Source organism: Pseudomonas sp. I3-I5, from assembly GCF_022699445.1.
Taxonomy (GTDB): domain Bacteria; phylum Pseudomonadota; class Gammaproteobacteria; order Pseudomonadales; family Pseudomonadaceae; genus Aquipseudomonas; species Aquipseudomonas fulva.
Window position 1 is genome coordinate 4,465,612 of sequence record NZ_CP093940.1, and the last position, 18,832, is coordinate 4,484,443.

General features: G+C 60.0%; 13 protein-coding genes. 1 reads left to right on the forward strand and 12 read right to left on the reverse strand.

Features of this window, described 5'->3' with window-relative positions:
* Positions 1 to 47 precede the first annotated feature (47 nt).
* The 11 genes from oscA to MOP87_RS20090 form a co-directional block, all read right to left on the reverse strand.
* A complete protein-coding gene (gene oscA / locus MOP87_RS20040) occupies positions 48 to 230 on the reverse strand; it encodes a sulfur starvation response protein OscA (RefSeq protein ID WP_003248957.1) in 183 nt (60 codons plus the stop codon).
* A 380-nt stretch (positions 231 to 610) separates the two neighbouring features.
* The gene (locus MOP87_RS20045) at positions 611 to 3,664 is read right to left on the reverse strand and encodes an efflux RND transporter permease subunit (RefSeq protein ID WP_028686747.1); all 3,054 of its coding nucleotides are present in this window, start codon (positions 3,662 to 3,664) and stop codon (positions 611 to 613) included.
* Complete coding sequence (locus MOP87_RS20050) at positions 3,661 to 4,728, reverse strand: efflux RND transporter periplasmic adaptor subunit (protein WP_145278874.1); 1,068 nt, start codon at positions 4,726 to 4,728, stop codon at positions 3,661 to 3,663. Before MOP87_RS20050 ends, MOP87_RS20045 begins: the two co-directional genes overlap by 4 nt.
* Positions 4,725 to 5,813: an efflux RND transporter periplasmic adaptor subunit gene (locus tag MOP87_RS20055; RefSeq protein ID WP_242809923.1), complete on the reverse strand. Its 1,089-nt coding sequence runs from the start codon at positions 5,811 to 5,813 to the stop codon at positions 4,725 to 4,727. Before MOP87_RS20055 ends, MOP87_RS20050 begins: the two co-directional genes overlap by 4 nt.
* Positions 5,814 to 7,204: 1,391 nt before the next feature.
* A complete protein-coding gene (locus tag MOP87_RS20060; RefSeq protein ID WP_023532426.1) occupies positions 7,205 to 8,095 on the reverse strand; it encodes an ABC transporter permease subunit in 891 nt (296 codons plus the stop codon).
* Positions 8,092 to 9,012: an ABC transporter permease subunit gene (locus tag MOP87_RS20065; RefSeq protein WP_027913442.1), complete on the reverse strand. Its 921-nt coding sequence runs from the start codon at positions 9,010 to 9,012 to the stop codon at positions 8,092 to 8,094. Before MOP87_RS20065 ends, MOP87_RS20060 begins: the two co-directional genes overlap by 4 nt.
* Positions 9,009 to 10,151 carry a polyamine ABC transporter ATP-binding protein gene (gene potA / locus MOP87_RS20070; protein WP_027913441.1) on the reverse strand — a complete coding sequence of 381 codons (1,143 nt, stop codon included), beginning with the start codon at positions 10,149 to 10,151 and terminating at the stop codon, positions 9,009 to 9,011. The genes MOP87_RS20065 and potA overlap by 4 nt, the downstream gene beginning before the upstream one ends.
* A 68-nt stretch (positions 10,152 to 10,219) precedes the next feature.
* On the reverse strand, positions 10,220 to 11,314 hold the full coding sequence (locus MOP87_RS20075) for a polyamine ABC transporter substrate-binding protein (RefSeq protein WP_027913440.1): 1,095 nt from the start codon (positions 11,312 to 11,314) through the stop codon (positions 10,220 to 10,222).
* A gap of 158 nt (positions 11,315 to 11,472) precedes the next feature.
* Positions 11,473 to 12,570 (reverse strand): polyamine ABC transporter substrate-binding protein, encoded by a 1,098-nt coding sequence (locus MOP87_RS20080; RefSeq protein WP_027913439.1) that lies wholly within the window; start codon positions 12,568 to 12,570, stop codon positions 11,473 to 11,475.
* 160 nt (positions 12,571 to 12,730) lie between these two features.
* Positions 12,731 to 14,092: an aspartate aminotransferase family protein gene (locus tag MOP87_RS20085; protein WP_049695307.1), complete on the reverse strand. Its 1,362-nt coding sequence runs from the start codon at positions 14,090 to 14,092 to the stop codon at positions 12,731 to 12,733.
* Between the two features lie 48 nt (positions 14,093 to 14,140).
* Positions 14,141 to 15,499 (reverse strand): glutamine synthetase family protein, encoded by a 1,359-nt coding sequence (locus tag MOP87_RS20090; RefSeq protein WP_023532328.1) that lies wholly within the window; start codon positions 15,497 to 15,499, stop codon positions 14,141 to 14,143.
* A 573-nt stretch (positions 15,500 to 16,072) separates the two neighbouring features.
* Here MOP87_RS20090 and MOP87_RS20095 point away from each other — a divergent pair.
* Positions 16,073 to 17,449, forward strand: coding sequence for a glutamine synthetase family protein (locus MOP87_RS20095; protein WP_023532636.1), 1,377 nt, complete (start codon positions 16,073 to 16,075; stop codon positions 17,447 to 17,449).
* A gap of 59 nt (positions 17,450 to 17,508) precedes the next feature.
* Here the strand turns inward: MOP87_RS20095 and argA are convergent, their stop codons facing one another.
* Positions 17,509 to 18,810, reverse strand: a complete 1,302-nt coding sequence (argA, locus tag MOP87_RS20100; RefSeq protein ID WP_027913437.1) for an amino-acid N-acetyltransferase — start codon at positions 18,808 to 18,810, stop codon at positions 17,509 to 17,511.
* Positions 18,811 to 18,832 lie beyond the last annotated feature (22 nt).

The window sequence follows — 18,832 nt, forward strand, 5'->3', positions numbered from 1 at the left end:
TGAAGCTCCCGATTGGCATTTTTCTAGTTCTGGAAGGTGGGGCGTGTTCAGCCGGGCTTGTTGCCAGGCTGCTGCAGGCGGAACTTCTCCTTGCGCTCGATCTGCACCACCTGGGCGTTGTGCACGGTGATTTCCACAGCGCCAAAGCGCAGATCGCGCAGCGCGCTCTGGATCTCACGCAAGATGGTGGCTTCGTCCTGACCGTCGATACTGCGCAGCGATGCACTCATGCTCGTTCTCCTTGGAGTGAGATTGCCGGGCAGAGGTTTGAATGAGGGTTTGCGCCTGGCGTGAGGGCAATAGTAGTGGGGGCGGATTATTCTTAAAAATACTGTTTGGGCATTTTTATATAACCATTTACAAGATTGTCTGGATGCGCTTCCTCAATGGACGTATTAGCGCAGGCCATGCGCTAGTTGACGTGTTTGCGCGTAGAGTCCATCGCCGAAAAGTCGGCTTTTACGCGCAGGGTCGCTGGCTTCCAGGTCGTGGCTTAGGTGTGCAGTTGAGGGGTGCAGGTTCGCCTCGTAGGCGCGGCGTCTGCGGGGCGCCAAAGCGGCCATGATGGGCCGCAGAACGGCCCCGCATGGCAAGCGGCGCGATAGGCGCCTCAACCTTCCTGATGCGGCTCGCGGATCTTGTAGGACGCTACGTAGAGCGCTGGCAAGAACAGCAAGGTGAGCAAGGTTGCCACAATGATGCCGCCAATCATGGCGTACGCCATTGGCCCCCAGAATACTTCGCGAGCAATCGGAATCATGCCCAGGCTGGCAGCCGCAGCTGTCAGCAGGATTGGCCGGCGACGGTGGTTGGTGGCCTCGACCACGGCATCCCATGGTGAATACCCCTGAGCTTCGAATTCATCGATCTGGGTGACCAGAATGACCGAGTTACGAATGATGATGCCCGCCAGCGCCAGGATGCCCAGGATCGCCACGAAGCCCATCGGCGTACCCGTCGGCACCAGCGCCAACACCACACCGATCAGGCCCAACGGCGCGACGCTGATCACCAGGAACAGCTTCTTCACGCTGTGCAACTGGATCATCAGGAACGTGGCCATCAGGAACAGCATCAGCGGGATCACTTTAGCGATGGGCCCCTGTGCCTTGCCGCTCTCCTCCACGGTGCCGCCGGTGGCCACTTCGTAGCCGGTGGGCAACTCGCTGGCGAACTTTTCGATGTCTGGCTTGAGCTGAGCCACCAGGTCCGTAGGCTGAATATCCCCGTTGACCGACGCCTTGAGCGTGATCGTAGGCTTGCGATCGCGCCGCCACACAAGAGGCTGCTCCTGCTCGTAGCGCACCGTGGCGAATGACAGCAAGGGTATCGAAGTGCCGTTGGGTGTAAGTATCTGCAGGTTCTGCAGCGTATCGGGCGAGCCCCGCTCGCTATCCACGGCGCGGGCCACCACGTCGATCAGGTAGATATCATCGTTGACCTGGGTAACGGGCACGCCGGTGACGATGCTGTTCATCACATTGGCCACATCTTCCGAAGAAAGCCCCAACTGGCGGGCCTTGTCCTGGGCAATATCGATGCGCAGCACTTTACCCGGCTCGTTCCAGTCGTAAATCATTTCGCCGATGTTGGGGTTCTTGTCCAACAGGGTCGCCAGCTCGATGGCATGCTTGCGCACCTGCTCGATGTCCTTGCCGCTGACGCGGTACTGGATCGGTCGCCCCACAGGTGGCCCCATCTCCAGCGACTGAACGTTCGAACCGATACCGACGAAGTCCTCTCGCAGACGTTTCTGCAGGCGAGTGATGAGCTCACCGCGCTCTTCCAGGCCTTTGCTGACGATGACCAATTGGGCGTAGTACGGGTTCTGCAGTTGCTGGTCCAGCGGCAGGTAGAAGCGCACCGCACCTTGACCGATATAGGTGCTCCAGTGATCGATGTCTTCGTCATCCTTGAGCGTGGCCTCCAGCTGGTCGACCACCTTGCGGGTTTCCTGAATAGACGCGTTCTGTGGCAGGTTCAGATCGACCAGGATTTCCGGGCGGTCCGAAGCAGGGAAGAACTGGTTCTGCACGAAGCGCATGCAGAACACGGCCAGGGCGAACAGCACCACAGTGCCGATGATGGTCATCCAACGGTGGCGCATGCTCCACAGCAGGCCATGCTCGAAGACCCGGGCTACCCTGCCCGGCTTGTCATCATGGGACTTCACTTTGCGGGCGTTGAGAATGTGCACGCCAAGCACGGGGGCGAAGAACACGGCCACCACCCATGACACCAACAGCGCAACGGCAATGACCGCGAACAGGGTGAAGGTGTATTCACCTGCCGAACTTGCGTTGAGGCCAATCGGTACGAAACCTGCGACAGTCACCAGCGTACCGGTGAGCATTGGGAATGCCGTGGAGGTATAAGCGAAAGTAGCAGCGTCTTCCTTGCTCTCGCCCATCTCCAGGCGCGTGACCATCACCTCCACGGTGATCATGGCGTCATCCACCAGCAGCCCCAGCGCAATAATCAGTGCACCTAGCGAGATACGCTGCATGGTGATGCCGCTGTATTCCATGAATACGAACACCATGGCCAGTACCAGCGGGATCGAGCACGCCACCACCAGGCCTGCACGCACACCCAAGCTGACGAAGCTCACGGCCAGAACAATGATCACCGCTTCGAACAATGCACTGGTGAAGCCACCGACGGCCTTCTCCACCACCGTCGCCTGGTTGGACACCGTGTGCACATCGACGCCTACCGGAAGCTCGTTGGTGATGCGCTGCATGGTTTGCTTGAGCGCCTTGCCAAACTCCTGGATGTTGCCGCCCTTCTGCATGCCGATGGCAAGGCCCAGGGCCGTCTTGCCGTTGTAGCGGAACATCGGCGCAGGCGGGTTGGTGTAGCCGCGTTCGACCTCGGCGATGTCTGCCAAGCGGAAGAAGCGATCGTTGATGCGCAGATTGACGTTCTCAAGGTCCTTTTCCGAGGCGAACTGCCCACTTGTCCGTACGGAGATGCGCTCCGGCCCGGCCTCGATCACGCCCGCTGGCGTCACGCTGTTCTGCGCCTGCAGAGCCTGCATCACCTGACGCTGGTCGATACCCAAGGCGGCGAGCTTGCGGGTGGAGAAGTTCAGGTAGAGCACTTCGTCCTGGATACCGACCATTTCGATCTTGCCGATATTGGGTACTTCGCGGACCTCGGCCCGCGCCTGCTCCACATAATCACGCAGCTGGCGCAGGCTTAGCCCGTCGGCGGTGAAGGCGTAGATGGAACCGAACACATCGCCGAATTCATCGTTGAAGCCGGGGCCCTGCAAGCCCTCGGGGAAATCGCCGCGAATGTCCTGGATCTTCTTGCGGACCTGATACCAGATCTGCGGTATGTCGTCTGCCTTGGTAGTGTCGCGCAGGTAGACGAACACCGTTGATTCACCAGGCCGGGTATAGCTCTTGGTGTAATCGAGCGAATCGAGCTCCTCGAGCTTCTTCTCGATCCGGTCGGTGACCTGCAGCAGCGTTTCTTCCTGGGTAGCGCCAGGCCAGCGGGTCTGGATCACCATGGTCTTGATGGTGAAGGACGGATCCTCCTCACGACCCAGGTTGAAGTACGAAAAGATGCCCATGAGCAAACCGACGAACATCAGGTACCACACGAACGACTGATGCTTGAGCGCCCATTCGGACAGGTTGAAGCTTCCTTTCATTGCGCATCCTCGTCGAAGGTGACCTGCTGGCCAGGCTTGAGGCTATTGACGCCGGCGATCACCACCCGCTCCCCAGGCTGTACGCCTGATGAGACGACGATGCGGTCTTCGTTTCGGTCGATCAGGGTCACGTCGCGCAAGGCGACGGTTTTCTGCTGGGGGTCGACGACCCATACCTGTGTCTTGCCATCGCGCTCCAGCAGCGCGCTGACCGGCAGCTCGCTGCGAGGAGAAACCTGCGAGCTGAGAGTGACGCTGACGGCAGTTCCCAGATGGAACGTTTCAGGGGTGCTGGCCAAGGTCAGCCGCGCACGCCGCGTGCGGGTGGTGGCATCGGCCTTGGGCTCGAGCTCGCGCAGGGTGGCGGTGGTGTTGACGGCGGGGTTGAGCTGCGAGGCGACAGTGAAGGTCAGGTCCGGTGTCAACTGCTCGGCAATGCCGATGGGCAGGTCAATCACCGCTTCCTTCACGTCCGGCCTGGCGAGCGTGACCACAGCCTGCCCAGCGGTGACGGTTTGCCCGGCTTCGGCCTGCCAGTCAGTAATCACCGCCGCATGATCGCTGCGCAGCGTGGTATAGCCCAGCTGGTCACGGGCCTGACTGACCGAGGAACGAGCCTGCTCCAGCGTGGCGCCGGCTGTTTTCAGGTTGGTCTGGGCGATGTCCAACTGGGCCTGAGCACCCACGCCGCGGTCGTACAACTGTTGTTGCCGGCGGGCGTCGGACTGCGCGTTGATCCACTGCGCCTGCACCCTGGCCAGATCGCCTTCGGCAGCGCGCAGCCGATTTTGCTGGTCGGTCGGATCCAGCGTGGCCAACGTATCGCCCGCTTTGACCTGGGCCCCGACGTCCAGCCAGCGGCGAGCGATGCGCCCGCCCACACGAAAGCCCAGGGTACTTTCGTAACGCGCTTCGATCACGCCTGCAAAGCGGCCCAAGCGGGCCTGCAACTGAGGTTGCACCACTACCGACAGCACTGGACGAACCGGCTCCGGCGGCTGCTCTTCCTTGCCGCACCCGACAAGCAAAATACCGGCGCACATCAACGTCAGCCAAGGCTTCATAGCGGGCTCTCCGGCGCTTTGGCGGGTACTTTTTCAACTTTCATACCGGGGTGCAGCAGCTGCCCGCCGGTTACCACGACGACTTCGCCACCGTCGAGACCTTTGCCGATGACCACAGTGCCGGTCAGGTAGCGGCTTACTTCGACTTCCCGCAACTGCACCTTGTCCCCCTCGCCCACGATCCACACGGCGGGTTTCTTCAAGCCTTTGGTCAGTGCCGACCAGGGCAGCTCGACACTCGGCTTGCCCCGCCCTTGGGTGGTCACGGTGACGGGCGCGCCCAACTGCATCGCAGGCGGAACGTCCTGCAATCCGACCTTGACCTGCACCGTGCCGCTTTGAGCCGAGACAGTGGGGGTAATTTCACGCACCGCTCCACGGGCCTGGACCTTCGGATCGTCCAACAGGCTGACCACGACGCTGGCATCACTGGGCGTGCCCGCCAGAAGCGACTCGTACACGTTGAACACCGCATCACGCTCGCCGTCACGGGCCAGGCTGAAGATGGGCATGGTCGCTTGCACCACTTGCCCTACCTCGGCCTGACGCTCGGTGATCACCCCGTCGGCTTCGGAGACCAGCGCGGTATAACTCAATTGCTCGTTTGCGTTGGCCAGTTGAGCTTGCGCAGCCTTCAGCGCGCTTTGATTGCTGCGCAACGAGGCCTGGGCAGCATCATATTCGCTTTGACTGGTATAGCCCTTGGGCAACAGCTTCTGCTGACGAACGAAGGCAGCTTGGGTCTGGGTCACCCGTGCCTGTGCCGCGAACACTTCGGCCTTGGCCGAAGCCACGTTGTTCTGCAAGTCTTTAGGGTCGAGCCGGGCCAGTACCTGCTTGGTCTTTACGTGATCGCCTACATCTACACTGCGCGAAATGAGCTTGCCGCCTACGCGGAATGAGAGGTCCGTCTGCACCCGCGCCTGGATGTCGCCAGTCAGCGTCACCCGGGCTGCGAAATCGGCGGACTGGACATTCTGTACCCCTACACGGGGCAGCGTTTCAGGCAGCTCTTCCTTGCTGCAGCCGGTGAGCATGCCCAGCAGCCCCAAGCCCGTGACCAGTAGCGCACGCGACAACGTCATGGAGGCTCCTTTCTTGCGCGCAAAAGATTCATGCATGCGATTCGCCAAGCAGGCCAGGGTTCCATAATTCTTGCTGTAGACGCCAGACGCCCTGCCCCCTCCAGCCTCGTGGGTGGCTTCGTCAGGCCAGGTGTTGGCAAACCCTGGCAATTCTGTCAGTAGCCCACGCTTTCAAGATCACGATACTGTCGCCTGACGCGAAACTTCCAACCTACCACTGCTTGCAGACGGTCGGTCTTATTCATCCGGGGATGTTGGTATGGACAAATCTGGCAGGGTCCACGCGTTCTATCAAGCCGGCCAACTCGTCACGGAACTGGGTGACGACGTCAAACGCTCGGTGTTCCGAGGTCAGGCACGCTTTCTAGGCCATCTTGCAGGCGATAAGCGGACGCCTTCAGTAAGCGCGGTAGACAGGGGCAACACCGTAATGGCCGAGCCCCACACCAACTGCCTGGCTCGCTTTTCCTACACGCCTTACGGCCAAAGGGCCCGTTTGAATGAACCGGACACGCCATGGGCGTATCACGGTGAGCGACTGGATGCACTATTGGATGGGTATCCACTGGGCAACGGCTATCGACTGTATAGACCGGCACTCATGCGGTTTGGCGCCCCTGACAACCTGAGCCCTTTTGGACAGGGGATGCTCAATGCGTATGCCTACTGCCTGGGTGACCCTGTCAATCAAAGTGATCCATCAGGCCACTTCGCGGTGAGAAGCCTGATCAAGTATGCAAGCTGGATCACAGCCGCTGCGTCCTTAACAGCAGGCACAGCCCTTGCTGTCGTCGGTGCTTCGAAAAATGACGATAACCTTATCGGAGTGGCGATCGGCGTTTATATTGGTGGGTCATCGCTTGTCGCCGCTTTATTCGTCCGGGAAAAATATATGAGTACGCTCAGAGCCGACTCGTCATATGGAGCACGGTTCTCGACTACAGTGGGAGGCAGCGACCGACGAAACGTGCATGACCCTGTACAGAGCTTTTCATCAGCGGATGTGACCTTGGTACCTCCACGTGTCCATACGAATAGAAGATTTGGTGGCTCGCATTTAACAACGCAACCGGTAGTTCCGGCCCCGCCTCCCAGCTATTCGAGTTTAAACCTTCAAGCGCCAGGTCTGGACGAGCTTCCCAGCTATTTGGATCTTTATCCCAACCAGGACTCAACTGGAGGAAGCTTGTCGCACAGGAACAGCCTCCCCCCACATATCGAGCCACAGCGAATTATGAATAGAGTTCGGCGCTTAAGTGTCCAGTGACCTCGCCGTAGCAATTCGTCACAAACGATACGTTTATGCGGCCACATTCAGTTCTCCGCACGGCGCAAGCGTAAGTGTGGAACAGCTGCTCGCTCCAAAAGCGTAACGAGCAGCCATACCTCGATCAGATCGGCGCTACCGGCGCCGGGCGCCGTACCTGAGGCTGCGACGCATTGGCCGCCGCACCTTCTTCAATCGCCTGCTGTATGGCCTTGCGGCGACGCTCTTCGGCACGGCGACTGAAGTACCAGACGAAGAATGTCACCAACGAGACGGACAGCAGAATCAGGCTGGCCACGGCGTTGATCTCAGGTTTCACGCCCAGGCGTACCGCCGAGAACACTTCCATCGGCAACGTGGTCGAGCCTGGCCCGGACACGAAGCTGGCCAATACCAGGTCATCGAGCGACAAGGCGAACGACATCATGCCACCTGCCGCCAGCGAAGGCGCAATCATGGGGATGGTGATCAGGAAGAACACCTTCCAAGGCTTGGCCCCCAGGTCCATGGCCGCCTCTTCGATCGACAGGTCCAGCTCACGCAGCCGGGCCGACACGACGACGGCCACATAGGCCGCGCAGAAGGTGGTGTGGGCAATCCAGATGGTGACAACGCCACGCTCCTGCGGCCAACCGATCAATTGCGCCATGGCCACGAACAGCAGCAGCAGCGACAGACCCGTGATGACTTCAGGCATGACCAACGGTGCAGTGACCAAGCCACCGAACAAGGTACGCCCGCGGAACCGGGTGACCCTGGTGAGTACGAAAGCCGCCATGGTGCCCAACGCGACAGCCGCTACCGCCGTGTAGCAAGCGATTTCCAGCGAGCGCATCACCGAACCGATCAGCTGAGTGTTGTCCAGCAAGCCGACATACCATTTGACCGACCACCCGCCCCACACCGTCACCAACTTGGAGGCGTTGAACGAGTAGATGACCAGAATCACCATCGGCAAGTAGATGAACAGCAAGCCGAACACCAGCATCAGCTTGGAAAAACCGAAGCGCTTCATGCCCTGCCCTCCATTTCCTTGGCCTGGCTGCGGTTGAACAGCAAAATGGGCACGATCAGGATCGCCAGCATCACCACCGCAAGCGCGGAGGCTACCGGCCAGTCACGGTTGTTGAAGAACTCCTGCCACAACACTTTACCGATCATCAGGGTTTCCGGTCCGCCAAGCAGTTCTGGAATCACGAACTCGCCCACCACGGGGATGAACACCAGCATGCAACCGGCGATGATGCCGTTTTTTGACAGCGGCACGGTGATTTTCCAGAAGCTGTTGAAGGTGCTCGACCCCAGGTCGGATGCCGCTTCGAGCAGGCTTGGGTCATGCTTCACCAGGTTGGCGAACAAGGGCAGGATCATGAACGGCAGGTAGGAATAGACCACGCCGATGTACACCGCCAGGTTGGTGTTGAGTATCTGCAGCGGCTGGTCGATCAGCCCGGTCCACATCAAAAAGCCATTGAGCAAACCGTTGTTGCTCAGAATGCCCATCCAGGCATACACGCGGATCAGGATCGCGGTCCAGGTCGGCATCATGATCAGCAGCAGCAGGACGGTCTGGGTTTCCTTCTTGGCGTTGGCGATGGCATAGGCCATCGGGTAGCCGATCAGCAGGCAGAGCAGCGTGCTGATGAACGCCATCTTCAGCGAACCGAGGTAGGCCGAGATATACAGTTCGTCCTCGGTCAGCAAACCGTAGTTGGCCAGGTTGAGCACCAACTGGATCTTGTCCTCGACGTAGCTGTAGATCTCGGTGTACGGCGGGATCGCAACGTCGGCTTCGGCGAAGCTGATCTTCAGGACGATGAAGAACGGCAGCATGAAGAACAGGAACAGCCACACGAAAGGAACACCGATCACCAGGTGCCGCCCTTCAGGGGTGATGCGCCGGAACGCTCGCTTGAGCTTGCGCAGCTTCATGACCGCAGTACCACGCCGCTGTCGTCTTCCCACCATACGAAGACTTCATCGTCCCACGTAGGGCGCGCGCCTTGGCGCTCGGCGTTGGCGACGAAGGACTGCACCACCTTGCCACTGGGTAGCTTCACGTAGAATACCGAATGCCCGCCCAGGTAGGCGATGTCATGGATCTTGCCGCGCGACCAGTTGTACTGGAAATCAGGCTGGACAGTGGTGACCAGCATCTTTTCCGGGCGCAGTGCATAGGTGATGTGCTTGTCCTCCACGGAGGTGGAGACACCGTGCCCGACGTAGATCTTGCGCTCAAGTTCAGGCGAGGCGATCAGGGCGTGGCCTTCGGCATCGTCGATCACCTCGGCATCGAACAGGTTGACGTTGCCGATGAATTCGCAGACCAGGCGGCTGGTCGGGGTTTCGTAAATGTCTACCGGCGAGCCGATCTGAGCGATCCAGCCCAGGTGCATGATGGCAATGCGCTGGGCCATGGTCATGGCTTCTTCCTGGTCGTGGGTCACCATCACGCAGGTCACGCCGACGCGCTCGATGATTTCCACCAGCTCCAGCTGCATCTGCGAACGCAGCTTCTTGTCCAGGGCACCCATCGGCTCGTCCAGCAGCAACAGCTTAGGCCGCTTGGCCAGGGAACGAGCCAAGGCCACGCGCTGGCGCTGGCCACCGGAGAGCTGGTGCGGCTTGCGTTTGGCGTACTGAGTCATGTGCACCAGCTTGAGCATCTCGGCCACGCGGGCGTCGACCTCGGCCTTGGGCAAGCGGTCCTGCTGCAGGCCGAAGGCGATGTTCTGCGCCACGGTCATGTGCGGGAACAGGGCGTAGGACTGGAACATCATGTTGATCGGCCGCTCGTAGGGCGGCATGTCGGTAATGTCCACGCCGTCCAGGAAGATGCGTCCTTCGGTGGGGCGTTCGAAGCCTGCCAGCATGCGCAGCAAGGTCGACTTACCGGAGCCGGAACCCCCAAGCAAGGCGAAGATTTCGCCCTTGCGGATTTCCAGGGACACATCGTCCACCGCTACCGTTTCGTCGAATTTTTTCGTGACCCGGTCGATCTTGACCAGCACCTGCTTGGGTTGCTGGCCACCCTCGAGGGCTTTCTTATAGGCGCCGGAGGCAACTGCCATGAGTGAAACTCCCAACAAGTTTTTTGTGCCCGCGCGGCCTGCCAGGCAGGCCGCGCGGGTGAGGTGGATTACTTGCCCGACTTGACCTTGGTCCAGCTGCGGGTCATCAGGCGCTGCACTTTGGGCGGCAGCTCTGAGTTCACGAACATCTTGTCCAGCACATCCTGCGGTGGATAAACCGCAGCGTCAGTCCTCACGGCCTGGTCCATCAGGTCGCCAGCCTTCGAGTTAGGGTTGGCATAACCGACGTAATCACTGACCTGGGCGATAACCTCAGGTTTCAGCAAATAGTTGATCAAGGCATGCGCCTGCTCCACGTTTTTGGCGTCCTTGGGAATCGCCAGCACGTCGAACCAGAGGTTGCCGCCTTCTTTGGGAATGGCATAAGCCAGGTTCACACCCTTCTTCGCCTCTTCGGCGCGGGCCTTGGCCTGGAACACATCACCCGAGAAACCTGCCGCGACACAGATGTTGCCGTTGGCAAGATCGGTGATGTACTTGGACGAATGGAAATACGTCACGTAGGGGCGTACCGCCAGCAGCTTCTGCTCGGCCTTGGCGTAATCCTTGGGGTTGGTGCTGTTGGGATCCAGGCCCATGTAGTTGAGGACGGCCGGAAGCATTTCGTCCGCCGAGTCGAGGAAGGCCACGCCGCACTTGGACAGCTTCTTCATGTTCTCGGGTTCGAACAGCACCGCCCAGGAGTCGATGGTATCGACGCCAAGCGCCTCTTTGACCTTGTCGACGTTGTACCCGATGCCATTGGTGCCCCACAGGTAAGGCACGGCATACAGGTTACCCGGGTCGTTCTTCTCCAGGCGCTTCATCAACGCAGGTTCAAGGTTCGCGTAATTGGGCAGCAGTGCCTTGTCGAGCTTTTGGAAAGCGCCCGCCTTGATTTGCTTGCCCAGAAAATGGTTGGAGGGCACGACCACGTCGTAGCCGGTCCTGCCGGCCAGCAGCTTGCCTTCCAGGGTTTCGTTGGAATCGAAGACATCCTGCACCGGCTTGATGCCCGTGGCTTTCTCGAAGCCTGCGAGCGTGTCGGGGCCGATATAGTCGGACCAGTTGTAGAAATGCACCGTAGGCGCCGCTTGGACGCTGCATGCCAGCGTCAGGCTCGCTGCAGCCATCACGGCCTTGCGTAATACAGAATTGGACAAGTGGGTGGTCCTCACAATCAGTGTCTGGATAGCGACAATGCTGCCGCACACGCAAAACCGGCGCGCAACTTACCTTCGCAGCTTCGATGCCGCAATGCTCAATTGCCTTTCACTGGTTTCGGACCGGGAATACCCGGTCCGAAAATGCTACATCAGGCTTATTTGCCCGATTTGATCTTGGTCCAGCTGCGGGTAATTACCCGTTGCACTGCTGCTTCAGGGGCGGCAATGGCGTACAGATTCTTTTTCACTTCAGCGGACGGATAGATGCTTGGGTCGCTGGTGATGTCCTTGTCCACAAAGGCGGTCGCGGCCTTGTTGCCGTTGGGGAAGCGCACGGCATTGGTGATTTCGGCCATGACTTGCGGCTGCATCAGGAAGTCCATGAACTTGTAGGCCGCTTCCTTGTGCTCGGCATCCTTGGGCATGGCAACCATGTCATAGAAGGTGCCGGCGCCTTCTTTCGGGATCACGTAGTCCAGCTTGACCTTGTCCCCCGCTTCGTGGGCGCGGGTCTTGGACTGCTCCAGGTCACCCGAGTAGCCGACAGCCAGGCAGATGTTGCCGTTGGCCAGGTCGCCAATGTACTTGGAGGAGTGGAAATAGGTGATCGACGGACGGATCTTGAGGAACAGGTCTTCGGCAGCCTTGAGGTCTTCCTTCTTGGTGCTGTTGGTCGGCAGGCCCAGGTAATGCAGGGCCGCTGGCAACATTTCGGTTGGGGCATCAAGGAAGCTCACGCCACAGCTCTTGAGCTTGGCGATGTTCTCTGGCTTGAAGACCACGTCCCAGGAATCGATCTTGTCCACGCCCAGCGCAGCCTTGACCTTCTCGGGGTTGTAGCCGATGCCGATCGAGCCCCACATGTAGGGGAAGGCATGCTTGTTTTCCGGGTCGCTGGCATCGCCCACGGCCTTGAGCAGATCCTCGTCGAGGTTCTTCCAGTTGGGCAGCTGGGTGCGATCGAGTTCCTGGTAGACGCCCGCCTTGATCTGCTTGGCCAGGAAGTTGTTGGAAGGCACCACGATGTCATAGCCCGACTTACCTGCCAGCAACTTGGCCTCCAGGGTTTCGTTGCTGTCGAACACGTCGTACTTGACCTTGATGCCCGACTCTTTCTCGAACTTGGCGATGGTGTCCGGAGCAATGTAGTCCGACCAGTTGTAGACGTTCAGTACCTTGTCTTCAGCCTGTACAGCCCCGACCACTGCGCCCATCAGCGCAGCGGCCAACAACGTCTTGCCCATATTCTTCATGCGTCATGCTCCAGAGTGTTCGATTAGCCATCCGTTCAGAAGCCGGGTCCCGCAGTACACGCGTGTGGGCGACTGAAGCAGCCGCTAGTCTGGCAAGTTACAAGGCCCGGTTTCAAGGAAACCTGGCCCTTGTAACGACTTAATGTCACATCGCTAGCTGTCAGCGAATCGCCTCGAGTGTCAGGTCCAGGCATTTGCGTGCCTTTTCCACCAGCTCGTCGATCTGCGCCGGGCTGATGACCAGAGGTGGCGCGATGATCATCGTGTCGCCGACGGCCCGCATGATCAGGCCATTGTCGAAGCAGAAATTACGGCAGATCATGCCAGCACCTTTGCCCTCGAAACGGCTGCGTGTCGCCTTGTCCTTCACCAGCTCGATCGCGCCGAGCAGGCCAACACCGCGCACCTCGCCCACCAACGGGTGGTCCTGCAACTCACGCAAACGCTTTTGCAAATACGGTGCCGCTTCGGTGCGCGCTTTCTCGACGATCTGTTCGTCGCGCAGGATGCGCAGGTTTTCCAGGCCTACCGCGGCAGCCACCGGATGCCCGGAATAGGTGAAGCCGTGATTGAAATCCCCGCCTTCGCTAAGCACCTTGGCAACCTTGTCACGCACGATCACACCGCCCATGGGGATGTAACCGGAGGTAAGGCCCTTGGCGATGGTCATCAGGTCGGGCCTGAGGTCATAGAAATCCGAGCCGAACCACTGCCCTGTTCGTCCGAAACCGCAAATGACTTCGTCGGCCACAAAGAGGATGTCGTACCGGGCCAGGATTTCCTTGATCTTCGGCCAGTAGGTGTCTGGCGGGATGATCACGCCACCGGCGCCCTGGATAGGCTCGGCGATGAAGGCGGCGACGTTGTCCTCGCCGACTTCAAGAATTTTCTTTTCCAGTTGCTCCGCAGCCCAGACCCCGAACGCCTCCGGTGTCATGTCACCGCCCTCGCCATACCAGTACGGCTGAGGGATATGCACCACGCCCGGAATGGGCAAGCCGCCTTGCTCGTGCATGCCACTCATGCCGCCCAGGCTGGCACCGGCCACGGTGGAGCCGTGATAGCCGTTGACCCGACCGATCAGGGTCTGCTTGCTCGGCTTGCCCTTGAGTGCCCAGTAATGGCGAACCATGCGCAGCACGGTGTCGTTGCCCTCGGAGCCTGAACTGGTGAAGAACACATGGCTCATGCCCTCGGGCGCCACTTGGGTGATCGCCTTGGCCAACTCCAGCGCCGGAGGATGGGCGGTCTGGAAGAACAGGTTGTAGTAGGGCAGCTCACGCATCTGCCGCTCTGCCGCCTGAACCAGCTCCTCCCGTCCATACCCCACGGCCACGCACCACAGGCCAGCCATGCCGTCGAGAATCTTGTGCCCCTCACTGTCCCACAAATGCACGCCTTGCGCCTTGGTGATGATGCGCGGCCCCTTGTCCTTCAGCTGCTTGTAGTCGCTGAAAGGCGCGAGGTGATGCTCGCCACTGAGGGCTTGCCATTCACGGGTTTGCGGGTTGTTCAGGCTCATGTGGTTCTCCGTTGACGGACGGCCGCGCGTCTGCGGGGCCGAGGTTGATCAAACTGCGAACAGCAGGAATTCACGCTCCCAGGAACTGATGACGCGCTTGAAGTTCTCGTGCTCGGCACGCTTGGTGGCCACGTAACCGGCGATGAATTTCTTGCCCAGGTATTGCTCCAGGGCGCGGCTGATTTCCATGCGTTCCAGGGCGTCTTCGATGGTCAGCGGCAGGCGCAGGTTGCGACGCTCGTAACCCCGGCCCTGGACCGGTGCGCTGGCCTCGATACCTTCGACCATGCCGATGTAGCCACACAGCAGGCTCGCGGCGATGGCCAGATACGGGTTGGCATCCGCACCCGGCAGGCGGTTTTCCACCCGGCGGCTTTGCGGGCCGGCATCCGGGACGCGCAGGCCTACCGTACGGTTTTCCTCGCCCCACTCGACGTTCACTGGCGCCGAGGTATCCGGCAGGAAGCGGCGGAACGAGTTCACGTTGGGCGCAAACAGCGGCAACGCTTCGGGAATGAATTTCTGCAAACCGCCGATGTGGTTCAGGAACAGCGTGCTCATGCTGCCGTCTTCATTGCTGAAGATGTTCTTCCCGGTGGTCACATCGACCACGCTCTGGTGCAGGTGCATCGCACTGCCAGGCTCGCCGGTCATGGGCTTGGCCATGAAGGTGGCTGCCACGTTGTGCTTGAGCGCCGCCTCACGCATGGTGCGCTTGAACACCAGGATCTGGTCGGCCAGGTGCAGGGCATCGCCGTGACGGAAGTTGATTTCCATCTGCGCCGTGCCGTCTTCGTGGATCAGCGTGTCGAGGTCCAACTGCTGCAATTCGCACCAGTCATAGACATCCTCGAACAGCGGGTCGAATTCGTTCGCAGCTTCGATGGAGAAGGACTGGCGCCCGGTTTCAGGCCGGCCCGAACGGCCCACTGGCGGTTGCAGCGGGAAGTCAGGGTCTTCGCTGCGTTTGGTCAGGTAGAACTCCATCTCGGGCGCGACGATGGGCTGCCAGCCCTTGTCGGCGTAAAGCTTGAGCACCTTCTTGAGCACGTTGCGCGGCGACAGCTCTACGGGGTTGCCCTTTTTGTCATAGGTATCGTGGATGACCTGCGCGGTCGGCTCGATGGCCCATGGCACCAGGAACACGGCATTCTCATCAGGCCGGCAGATCATGTCGATGTCTGCAGGGTCCAGCAGCTCGTAATAGATGTCGTCGTCGACATAGTCGCCGGTCACGGTCTGCAGCAACACGCTCTCGGGCAGGCGCATGCCTTTCTCGGCGATGAACTTGTTGGTAGGCGAAATCTTGCCGCGCGTGATGCCGGTCAAGTCGCTGATCAGGCATTCGACTTCGGTGATCTTGTGCTCTTTCAACCAATCGGTGAGCTGGTCGAGGTTGTTACTCATAAATACCTCAGGAGGTAAGGTGGTCCGCGACTTGATTCTGGATGCAGTGGATGGCTAAAGCAAAACCCCCGCGCAGGCGGACGGTGGATACACTGAAATGACGTGTGTCCTAAGTGATTCGTAATGGCAGAAAGAAGCGAAGCGTGGAGATGAGGTGCCATGAAGGCGGGGCCGAACATGCCAGACGTCAATTATTGCGAGCACTGCCGCCATGGGATTGGCAGGCCAGGCTAACGTGACTGAACAGCCTGATTGCACTGCATTGGCAGCGCTTCCAGGTCGCGGCAGGCGGACCATGAGACCCTCGTATTATTCTGTTTTGGGTTGAATCGGAGCTTAGCGCCGTTCATTTTTTTACACAACACCTGCGTAAAAAATAAACGACGCAGTGCTCGCGATAGCGCTTTTCCAGAGAAATAGCGGATAATGCCGTGCCCCGATATGCAGCAAATCTGCCGTAGACGTGCCATTTCAGGGCATCATGGGGTTGGCTTGACATCAGTATGGCTTTTCGATTGACTGGTCCTGCAAGCCCCCCTTGATTGATATTTTTAACAACAAAGGTGTTGCATCATGTCGGTACCCCCGCGTGCCGTTCAGCTTAACGAAGCGAACGCGTTCCTTAAGGAACATCCTGAGGTTCTCTACGTTGACCTTCTGATTGCAGATATGAATGGTGTGGTGCGTGGCAAGCGCATAGAGCGCACCAGCCTCCACAAGGTTTACGAGAAAGGCATCAACCTGCCGGCCTCCCTGTTTGCACTGGATATCAATGGCTCCACCGTCGAAAGCACCGGGCTGGGCCTGGACATCGGCGATGCAGACCGCATCTGCTATCCGATCCCCGACACCCTCTCCAACGAGCCGTGGCAAAAGCGCCCGACTGCCCAGTTGCTGATGACCATGCACGAGCTCGAGGGCGAACCTTTCTTCGCCGACCCGCGTGAAGTACTGCGCCAGGTGGTGAGCAAGTTCGACGACATGGGCCTGACCATCTGCGCCGCCTTCGAGCTGGAGTTCTACCTGATTGACCAGGAGAACGTGAACGGCCGCCCACAGCCGCCGCGCTCGCCCATTTCCGGCAAGCGTCCGCAATCGACCCAGGTCTACCTGATCGATGACCTGGACGAGTATGCCGACTGCCTGCAGGACATCCTCGAAGGGGCCAAGGAACAGGGCATCCCTGCCGACGCCATTGTCAAGGAAAGCGCCCCGGCTCAGTTCGAAGTCAACCTGCACCATGTGCCGGACCCGCTCAAGGCGTGCGATTACGCCGTGCTGCTCAAGCGCCTGATCAAGAACATCGCCTACGACCATGAAATGGACACCACCTTCATGGCCAAGCCCTACCCAGGGCAGGCAGGCAATGGTCTGCATGTACACATTTCCGTGCTGGACAAAGATGGCAACAACATCTTCACCAGCGAGGATCCCGAGCAGAACGCCGCGCTACGTCACGCTGTCGGCGGTGTGCTCGAGACCCTGCCCGCGTCCATGGCGTTCCTGTGCCCGAACGTCAACTCCTATCGCCGCTTTGGCGCGCAGTTCTATGTGCCCAATGCGCCAAGCTGGGGCCTGGACAACCGCACCGTGGCGTTGCGCGTACCGACCGGATCCCCGGATGCCGTGCGCCTGGAGCACCGCGTGGCGGGTGCTGACGCCAACCCGTACCTGATGATGGCGGCCGTGTTGGCAGGCGTTCACCATGGCCTGACCAACAAGGTCGAGCCGGGCGAGCCTATCGAAGGCAACTCGTACGAGCAGCTGGAACAGAGCCTGCCGAATAACCTGCGTGATGCGCTGCGCGAGTTGGATGACAGCGAAATCCTGAACAAGTACATCGATCCGAAGTACATCGACATCTTCGTCGCGTGCAAGGAAAGCGAGCTGGAGGAGTTCGAACATTCGATATCCGACCTCGAGTACAACTGGTATCTGCACACCGTGTAAACCAGAACGCCGCCCTTGAAGGCGGCGTTTTCATTTCAGGCGCGCAGGCGCAGAACGCCTCACCCCAACGGCTTTTCGAAGATTTTCGAATTGCGCTGGAAGTTGTACAGCGAAGCCCGTGCCGCCGGCAGCCGCTCGACACCACTGGGCGAGAAGCCGCGTTCGCGGAACCAGTGCGCCGTGCGTGTAGTGAGCACGAACAGGGTGCTCAACCCCATCTCCCGTGCCCGGCTTTCGATACGCGCCAGCAGCTCGTCCCCGCGCCCGCCATGGCGGTATTCCGGATTCACCGCCAGGCATGCCAGCTCGCCAGCATCGGACTCTGCAATCGGATACAGCGCTGCGCACGCGATGATCATGCCTTCGCGCTCCACCACACTGAACTGCTCGATTTCCCGCTCCAGCACTTCCCGTGAACGGCGCACCAGGATGCCCTGTTCTTCCAGCGGGCTGATCAGGTCGAGCAGGCCGCCGACGTCTTCGATGGTGGCCTCTCGCACGATCTCGAACTGCTCCTGGGACACCAGCGTACCGCCACCGCCCCGGGTGAACAGTTCGGTCAGCAGCGCGCCGTCCTCGGCATAGCTGACGATGTGACTGCGTGCCACGCCGCCTTTGCACGCCTCGGCAGCGGCATCGAGCAGCTCGGCCTGGTAATCACTGCCCAGGCGCTGCAAGTGCGGCGCAACCTGTTGGGGGCGCAGTTCGCGCACCAGGCGGCCATGCTCATCCAACAGACCAGGTGCTGCACCGAACAACACCAACTTCTCTGCACCCAGTTCGATGGCCGCACGGGTGGCCACGTCTTCGCAGGCGAGGTTGAAGATCTCGCCGGTTGGCGAATAGCCCAGCGGCGAGAGCAACACGATGGAGCGTTCGTCGAGCAGGCGGCTGATGCCCTTGCGGTCTACCCGACGCACTTCGCCGGTGTGATGAAAATCCACGCCTTCGAGCACGCCGATCGGCCGCGCGGTGACCAGGTTGCCGGAGGCCACCCGCAGGCGCGAGCCCTGCATGGGCGAGGCGGCGATGTCCATCGACAACCGCGCTTCGATGGCCAGGCGCAACGCGCCGACCGCGTCGATGACGCAATCCAGGGTAGCGGCATCGGTGATACGCAGGCCGTGGTGGTAATGCGCTGCCAGGCCACGTTCAGCCAGGCGGCTCTCGATCTGCGGACGAGAGCCGTGCACCAGGACCAGGCGTACCCCAAGGCTGTGCAGCAGCACCAGGTCGTGGACGATGTTGCCGAAGTTAGGGTGTTCGACCCCATCGCCGGGAAGCATCACCACGAAGGTGCAGTCGCGGTGGGCGTTGATGTAAGGAGAAGCGTGGCGTAGCCAGTTGACGTAATCGTGCATGACAGGGCCTGTGGATAAGTGG

What these genes read in the sequence shown, in the direction of transcription:
- MOP87_RS20095 (WP_023532636.1), top strand. Translation starts at nt 16,073, where the DNA reads ATGTCGGTACCCCCGCGTGCCGTTCAGCTTAACGAAGCGAACGCGTTC.
- MOP87_RS20060 (WP_023532426.1), bottom strand. Translation starts at nt 8,095, where the DNA reads ATGAAGCGCTTCGGTTTTTCCAAGCTGATGCTGGTGTTCGGCTTGCTG.
- MOP87_RS20050 (WP_145278874.1), bottom strand. Translation starts at nt 4,728, where the DNA reads ATGAAGCCTTGGCTGACGTTGATGTGCGCCGGTATTTTGCTTGTCGGG.
- MOP87_RS20045 (WP_028686747.1), bottom strand. Translation starts at nt 3,664, where the DNA reads ATGAAAGGAAGCTTCAACCTGTCCGAATGGGCGCTCAAGCATCAGTCG.
- MOP87_RS20080 (WP_027913439.1), bottom strand. Translation starts at nt 12,570, where the DNA reads ATGAAGAATATGGGCAAGACGTTGTTGGCCGCTGCGCTGATGGGCGCA.
- MOP87_RS20085 (WP_049695307.1), bottom strand. Translation starts at nt 14,092, where the DNA reads ATGAGCCTGAACAACCCGCAAACCCGTGAATGGCAAGCCCTCAGTGGC.
- MOP87_RS20065 (WP_027913442.1), bottom strand. Translation starts at nt 9,012, where the DNA reads ATGAAGCTGCGCAAGCTCAAGCGAGCGTTCCGGCGCATCACCCCTGAA.
- oscA (WP_003248957.1), bottom strand. Translation starts at nt 230, where the DNA reads ATGAGTGCATCGCTGCGCAGTATCGACGGTCAGGACGAAGCCACCATC.
- MOP87_RS20055 (WP_242809923.1), bottom strand. Translation starts at nt 5,813, where the DNA reads ATGACGTTGTCGCGTGCGCTACTGGTCACGGGCTTGGGGCTGCTGGGC.
- argA (WP_027913437.1), bottom strand. Translation starts at nt 18,810, where the DNA reads ATGCACGATTACGTCAACTGGCTACGCCACGCTTCTCCTTACATCAAC.
- potA (WP_027913441.1), bottom strand. Translation starts at nt 10,151, where the DNA reads ATGGCAGTTGCCTCCGGCGCCTATAAGAAAGCCCTCGAGGGTGGCCAG.
- MOP87_RS20090 (WP_023532328.1), bottom strand. Translation starts at nt 15,499, where the DNA reads ATGAGTAACAACCTCGACCAGCTCACCGATTGGTTGAAAGAGCACAAG.